Source organism: uncultured Boseongicola sp. (assembly GCF_937988555.1).
Classification (GTDB): Bacteria; Pseudomonadota; Alphaproteobacteria; order Rhodobacterales; family Rhodobacteraceae; genus Boseongicola.
Genome location: NZ_CALJXO010000297.1, coordinates 1 through 6,995 on the forward strand (window position 1 = coordinate 1; position 6,995 = coordinate 6,995).

The window sequence follows — 6,995 nt, forward strand, 5'->3', positions numbered from 1 at the left end:
CATTTGCGCCCCGTCAGGGCGCGACCGTCACCAGGATCCGCTCAAGCTGCGTGGTGATCTTCTTGGGGCCGACGGCTTAATGAACCGGCCCTATCGTCGCCAGACTGTCAGTCCACTCAGGGTTCCCGAACATCCCTTCGGCCGGTGCTGTCAGAAGAAAAGTTGCGGCCGGTTCTTCCCTGCCTACCCTCTCTGGTGCAGGATCAAATTTCCCTTATTTGCTTGACTATAGCCAAGCAGGCGACGGCGATCAGCACTGAAATTCCTATGTCGAAACTTACAGGATCAGTTTAATCTGGCAGGGCCGCTTGACAGTTTCAACCGCAAGCGCTCCAGATGATTTCACCAAAAACGACCGGGTGGTTCGAATCCGCTCTTATCCTCCAATACTCAGCGGTCACCGGATCGCCAACTAGATAGGCCTTTATACCACCCCTTTTCGAAACACGGTATGTTCTTGGGTGTAGAAATGCATCGTGGAGGGCCCATTTGATCCACCAACCCCAAGGGATGAATTCTTAACACCTACAAAGGGTGCATGGTCTTCTGGAAAGCTGCCACAGTTGACGTGGATCATGCCGCTTTCAGCCTCTGCGATGAATCGATCCGTCATCGGTGTTTGTTCCGAATACAGGCACGCAGACAGGCCAAATTCGACGTCATTGCAGATATCCAGCGCCTCGTCTGGCGTGTCATAAGGTATGACCGCCAGAACTGGGCCAAAGACCTCTTGGCGAGCGACTTCCATGTCCGCAGTCACATTTGACAGGATCGTCGGGGCATAGAAATAGCCGCCGTTCTGTTCGATTGTGGTGCCGCCTGCGGCGACAGTTGCCCCTGAAGCGCGGGCGCGGTCGACAAAACCGGCCACGTCGTTGCGGGCTTTTTCGCCCATCAGCGGGCCGATCGTTGTGCTGCCGTCCAGGCCATCGCCAACTTTGGCAGCCTTTGCACGTTTGGCCAGACCTGCGACCACTTCGGCCTCAAGCGCGCGCCTGACAATGACCCGACTGACGGCCGTGCAGCGTTGGCCGCAGACTGCAAAGGCGGCCATGTAGATTTGATCCAGAGCCGCCTCCAGATCGCTGGCGTCGTTCAGGATCGCCGGGTTCTTGCCACCCAATTCAAGGCTGATCTCGGCCAGACTTGCCGCCGCCGCCTGGGCCACGATACGCCCGATTTGGACTGACCCGGTAAAGCTGATGGCGTCAACGCCCTTGGCCGCGGTCAAAGCGGTGCCCAGATTGCCCGAGCCATAAGCGATTTGAAACAGCCCCTTGGGCAATGTCGCATTCGCAACCTCTTGCATGATAAAGGCCGCGCCCGGCGTGCTGATGGAGGGTTTCAGAACCATCGCGTTGCCATAAAGCAAGGCCGGGATGGTTTTGCGAATGGGGGTGCTGAACGGAAAGTTCCAGGGATTGATGCCCACGATCACACCGCGTGGGCGGCGGGTGGAATAGGTCACCGTGCCGGGCTTTTGCGAGGGGAGCATTTCGCCGATGGCCGCAGAGGCCCGGCGGGTGGTGGCCCGACCTTCGCCCAGGGCTTTGGCAACTTCGCCGCGTGATTCACCGATCACCTTGCCCATTTCACGGGTGATGGCGCGGGCAATATCTTCGGCGCGCGCCTCTAGTCCGTTGAGGAATGCATCGACGATCTTACCGCGTTCTGGCTGCGGCACTTTTGCCCAGACGCGCTGTGCGGCGCGGGCTGTGGCCATCATTGCGGGCACGTCATCGGGCGACAGGGTCGGATAGGTGCCAACGATTTCGGACGGGTTTGCTGGGTTTTTTATTTCTACGGGCATTGGATTTCCTTCGGCAATATTGGGGCAGGGGGCAGCATATGTTTCTTTCGTCAGGTCAAAAACTCGTCCAGCCTTCGCCGCCCGGCGATCAGATCGGTCACGGTTTCCTTATCAAGTTCTGGCCAGTCGGCGGGCACCTCTGGAACGGGTGGCAGACGCAAACGGCCTTTGGTGGCGTCAACGCCTTGGGCGCGCACAAACCGCGCCTCGTCGCCTGTGCGGGCGATGAAATCCCATTGAGGCGCTGCCCCGGGCGTTGATTTGATCACTTTGCGCTGTTGCTGGCTTGTCAGCACGCGTCTGGCCAACGCTTCGGGATCCCAGTCGGTCAAGGCAAGCGCCTGCAAATCGGCCAGAACATCGGCAAATTGCGGGTCGGTGGCCAGATTGGCGCGCTCATGCGGGTCGGCATTGAGATCATACAACAGCGGCGGGTGACCGTGGGTATAGATGAGCTTGAACCGTCCCTTGCGCAGCATCCGGCAAGGCACGCAGGGTCCGATCGCCAGATAATCGCTGATTGCGACATCGAGCCATGGCGCCGAAATCGCGGACATCAGCGGCAGCACGCTTTGCCCGGCCAAATCAGGATGGTCAGCCCCGGCAAGGTCAAGAAATGTCGGCAGCAGATCGACCAATGACACCACCTTGTCACAGCGGCCGCCGCCTTTGACACCGGGAACCGAGGCGATGAAGGGCACATGCGCAGACCATTCCCAAAAGGCCTGTTTGAACCACATGCCGCGTTCGCCCAGCATTTCGCCATGGTCAGACACGAAAAACACCGCTGTGTTGTCGCGCTGGCCGGTCTTTTCCAGCGTATCCAGGATGCGCCCAACCTTGTCGTCGATATAGGAAATCATCCCGTAATAGGCGTGACGCGCCGCCATCAAATGCGCTTGCGTTACCTTGTGCCTGTGGCGACCATGGGCAAAAAACAGTGCTTTGGAGTGATAATCCAACGCCTCGAACGGCAGCGTTCCGACACTCGGCTCATCAATGTCGTGGGCGTCATATCGATCCCAGTATTCCTGACTGACGGTGAAAGGGGTGTGCGGACTGGTAAAGGAAATGATCTGAAAGAACGGCTGGTGGTCGGGTTCGCGCGCACGATCATACAGGCTTTGAATGGCCGCGTGTTCGACCTCGTCGTCATAATCTTCCTGCATTGTGCGGATGCAGGGACCGGCCTCGACCACACCATTCAGGGCGGTGCCGGACGGCACAAACGCGGGGCCGGCCTGCCAGTCTGAAATCCACTGGAAATTGGCCGGGTAGACGTCGGTGACGGTGCGTTGATTGAACCCGTGTTCCTGATCCGGCCCGATAAAGTGCATCTTGCCGCAAAGTTCCGTCCAATAGCCGCTGTGGCGCAAATAATGCGCCATTGTCGGCACCGAGCTGGGCAATTCATTGGCATTGTCAAACACGCCGATGTCGGGGGACAATAACCCGGTAAGCATGGATGCGCGGCTGGGCACACACAGGGGATTGTTGGAATAGGCGTTTTCAAACACCGTTCCGGACGCGGCGAGGCGTTCAAGGTTTGGTGTCTTGCAAACCGTGTTGCCATACAGGCTTAGGGCATGGGCGGCCAATTGGTCGGCCATGATCAGAATAATGTTGGGGCGTGCGTTGGCAGGCATCACAGTTTTTCCTCTGCTAGGACGGCGTTGCGCAGCGGCGCGTCTTTCAGGATCATGCTGGCGCCTTTGTCGCCAACCATCAGCGTGGCGGCATTTGTATTGGCGGATGTAATCTTGGGCATCACGGAGGCGTCGATCACCCGCAGACCTTCGACACCGCGCACCCGTAGATGTGGGTCCAGCACGGCGCTGCTGTCGCTGCCCATTCGGCAGGTGCCGACAGGGTGAAACACCGTGCCGCCCATGGTGCGGACAGCGTCAAGGATTTTCGCGTCGGTTTGCCGGTCTTCACCGATCACTGTTTCCGCGTCCCAAAGCGGACGAAAGGCCGGTTGGGCGTGGATTTTCCGCAAAAGCTTGATCCCGTCGACCATGACATTGCGGTCCAGTTCAGTGGACAGGTAATTCGGCGCTATGCGGGGCTGGATGGTCGGATCGGGCGACTGGATGTGCACCGAGCCACGGCTTTCGGGATGGCATTGCCAGAAGGAGGCGGTAAAGCCCGAGTACCTGTGCAGCGGCGTTCCGGGCTTGTCCACCGACAGCGGCATGACATTGAACTGAATATCCGGCCGGCCGGGGGTGGCGTATCTCGTGCAGGCTCCGCCGCCCACCTGACCGGCACCGACAGTCAGCGGGCCAGTGCCTTTGAGCATCCAGTCCAACCCCATCTGCGCCAGCTTGAGCGGGTTGCGCACATCATCATTCAACGAAATTTTCTGGTTCAGCTTTAGAAGCAGCCGGATTTGGTAGTGATCTTGCAGATTTTCGCCAACCTCGGGCGAGTCCAGCAAGACCCGGATGCCCTGTTCTTTCAGAACAGCGGCGGGGCCGATGCCGGACAGTTGCAGGATTTGTGGCGATTGCAGCGCGCCCGCGCAAAGGATGACCTCGCGACGGGCTTTTGCGCTGTGGCTGCGCCCTTGGGTGGTCCATGTCACACCTGTTGCGCGGCCATTTTCAATCTCGACGCGGCTGACAAGCGCACCTGTCACCAGCGTCAGATTGGGCCGCTTGAGGGCGGGGCGCAGGAAGGCCGTCGCTGCACTCGCGCGCAGGCGACTGCCAATGCTCAGGTGGTAGGCCCCGACGCCATGGGTGGTCTCGCCGTTGAAATCATCGTTGGCGGGCAACCCATATTGCTGGGCCGCCGCGAGCCAGGCGCGGCAGGCGGCATTGTCATTTCGCAACCGCGACACTGGCAGATCCCCGTCGCGCCCGTGAAACCGATCCGCGCCGCCGTCAAAGCGTTCCAGTTGCCTGAAATGCGGCAAGACATCGTCAAAAGACCAGCCTTGGGCGCCCAGCGAATGCCAGTCGTCGAAATCTTCGTGCTGCCCGCGGATATAAATCAATCCGTTGATCGAACTTGAACCGCCAACGATCCGGCCGCGTGGCCAGGCAATTCCACGGTGGCCATCACCCTCGGACGGTTCCGTTTCAAAGACCCGGGAAAACCGGGGGTCATAGATTGTCTTGAAATAACCGACCGGCAGTTTCAGCCAGAAATTCCGATCTTGCCCGCCGGCCTCCAGTACCAAAACCTTGCAATCGGGGTCGGCAGACAAGCGGTTTGCAAGAACTGAACCCGCAGAGCCTGAGCCGACAATGATGAAATCATATTCGGGCAGACTCATCCGACCACCCCCCTGCCTACGCCTGATGCCAGCAAGACAGCAAACCGATTCGCAACGCCCAGCCCGGTTTCATCGGACAGGGTTATCTGCCCGTTTGTGATGGTGGGCGAAAACAGATCGCCGCGCAATGCGTTGTCGTTTGAGTCGATTTCCAGCATTCCGCCCCCTCCGACAGCCGCTAGCAGATGCGCCGATGCTGCAAGACCGACACCACCGCCCAGATAATGCGGGCAATACCGTTTGCCTGCGGCGATGATCTTTTGGGCCACGGGCAAGACGCCGCTGATCCCGCCCCATTTGCACAGATCGGGCTGGATGACGCCAAAGCAATTGCCGGTGATCCCGTCGTCAAATTCCTGCGCATTGATCATGTTTTCACCGGCGGCCAGCGGGATAGAGGATGCGTCTGCCAGCTTTTGCCATTCTTCGGTCGGGCGATCTGCCATCATGGGTTCTTCCAACCATTTGATCGGGTAAGGTGCGAGATTGGGCAAACCCGCCAGGGCCTGATCCAGTGTCCAGGCCTGATTGGCGTCGACCATAAAGGAGTCCTGAGGTCCGAGGGCTGCACATATCTGTTGGATGTTCTGCAAATCGCCCTGACGGTCAAAGCCGATTTTCAACTTGAACGCGCGATAGCCTTCGTCGCGGCAGCGTTGCACAGTTTTGGCGGCATTGCCCGGATTGATGCCGCTGGCATAAACCGGGATCGTCGCGTCGTGCCCCCCCAGCAGACGGAACAGAGGCAGGTCTGCGCGGCGCGCGACCAAATCCCAAAGGGCCACGTCGATTCCCGAAATGCATTGTGCAATCGGCCCAGGTTCACCCGACTGAATTGCCAGTCGTGCAAACCTGTCCGTCAGGGACGCAAAACACGCGGCAGGACTGTCAAACGATGCGCCTAGAAGCGCGGGAAAAATCGCGGTTTCCAACAGGCGGGCGCGATGTTCGGCCCCACAGGCCGGGAAATTGCACCAGACTTCGCCCAGGCCTTTGTTGCCGTCGCTGTCTGTCAGCTCTACAAACACCGCCGGACGGTCGTACATGGTGCCAAACGAGGTTTGCACGGGCACCGGGCAGGGCACCCGCAGCGCGACTGCACTGGCTTTGGCGACGGTGAACGACGTATCGACATGCCCGTAATCAGGCGAAACAAATTCAGGCATCAGACGTTTCCTTCTCGTGCAGATCGAAACGCTCGAACATTTCTTGCGGCGCGTCGCAGGCTCGCATCAGGCGGATCATTTCGGCAACCAATCTGGATTCTATGGCAGGGTCGTCAATCGGCACGGTTTGACCGGGATTGGTGTGTAGATCGTAAAGGCGCGTTTGGGTGTCTTCAAAATTCATACCCTGAACTTCGATGGCCTCTCCGGCGTCGTTGGTGCGCGGTTTGAGTTTCAGGACAGGCACGCCCTTGGTAAAGTCAAACGGCGCGGCCAGCGTGGCGCCAAGCAATTCGTCGATCGCAAAGCGCGAGGTCATGCGCGTGGGCATCAACGTGTATTCATAAAGCCCCTGGGCTGTCATGGATTTGGGGTAACGATGGTACACATATCGCCCATCGGTAACATTGCAGGCGGCCCCGAAATAACCAAAAAGCGCGGCATTGCGGATGTCATGGTCCTTTGCCATCAAAGGCATCAGGGATTTGCCCATGACGTCTGCGGGGATGTCTTTTTCATGGACATCCAGCAGCGTCGGCATCACATCGATTGATTGCGTCAGCGCGCGGCGACGCGTTCCGCCCTGATCCGCAAAATCGGGGTGGTAAATCATCAGGGGAATGCGCGCGATGTCGTCATAAACTGGCATCCGGTTCTTTGACCACCAGTCGTGTTCGCCCAGCAGAAAACCATGGTCGGTGGTCAGCACCAGACATGTGTCTTTCCACATGTCGTG

The 6,995-nt window shown here is 58.8% G+C and carries 5 protein-coding genes; all 5 read right to left on the reverse strand.

The genetic code is table 11. The annotated features are described in order from the left end of the window. Nucleotides 1-424 precede the first annotated feature (424 nt). Entirely contained in the window at nt 425-1,810 is a 1,386-nt protein-coding gene (locus tag Q1B15_RS17535) for an aldehyde dehydrogenase family protein (RefSeq protein ID WP_299756139.1), read from the reverse strand. Nucleotides 1,811-1,860: 50 nt separating this feature from the next. Beyond that, nucleotides 1,861-3,456 (reverse strand): choline-sulfatase, encoded by a 1,596-nt coding sequence (gene betC / locus Q1B15_RS17540; protein WP_299756141.1) that lies wholly within the window; start codon nt 3,454-3,456, stop codon nt 1,861-1,863. Continuing rightward, the gene (locus Q1B15_RS17545) at nt 3,456-5,093 is read right to left on the reverse strand and encodes a GMC family oxidoreductase N-terminal domain-containing protein (protein ID WP_299756144.1); all 1,638 of its coding nucleotides are present in this window, start codon (nt 5,091-5,093) and stop codon (nt 3,456-3,458) included. Before Q1B15_RS17545 ends, betC begins: the two co-directional genes overlap by 1 nt. Continuing rightward, a complete protein-coding gene (locus tag Q1B15_RS17550) occupies nt 5,090-6,259 on the reverse strand; it encodes a mandelate racemase/muconate lactonizing enzyme family protein (RefSeq protein WP_299756146.1) in 1,170 nt (389 codons plus the stop codon). Before Q1B15_RS17550 ends, Q1B15_RS17545 begins: the two co-directional genes overlap by 4 nt. Beyond that, a partial coding sequence (locus Q1B15_RS17555; RefSeq protein WP_299756149.1) for a sulfatase/phosphatase domain-containing protein occupies nt 6,252-6,995 on the reverse strand: 744 nt, incomplete at its 5' end. The genes Q1B15_RS17555 and Q1B15_RS17550, both read right to left, overlap by 8 nt.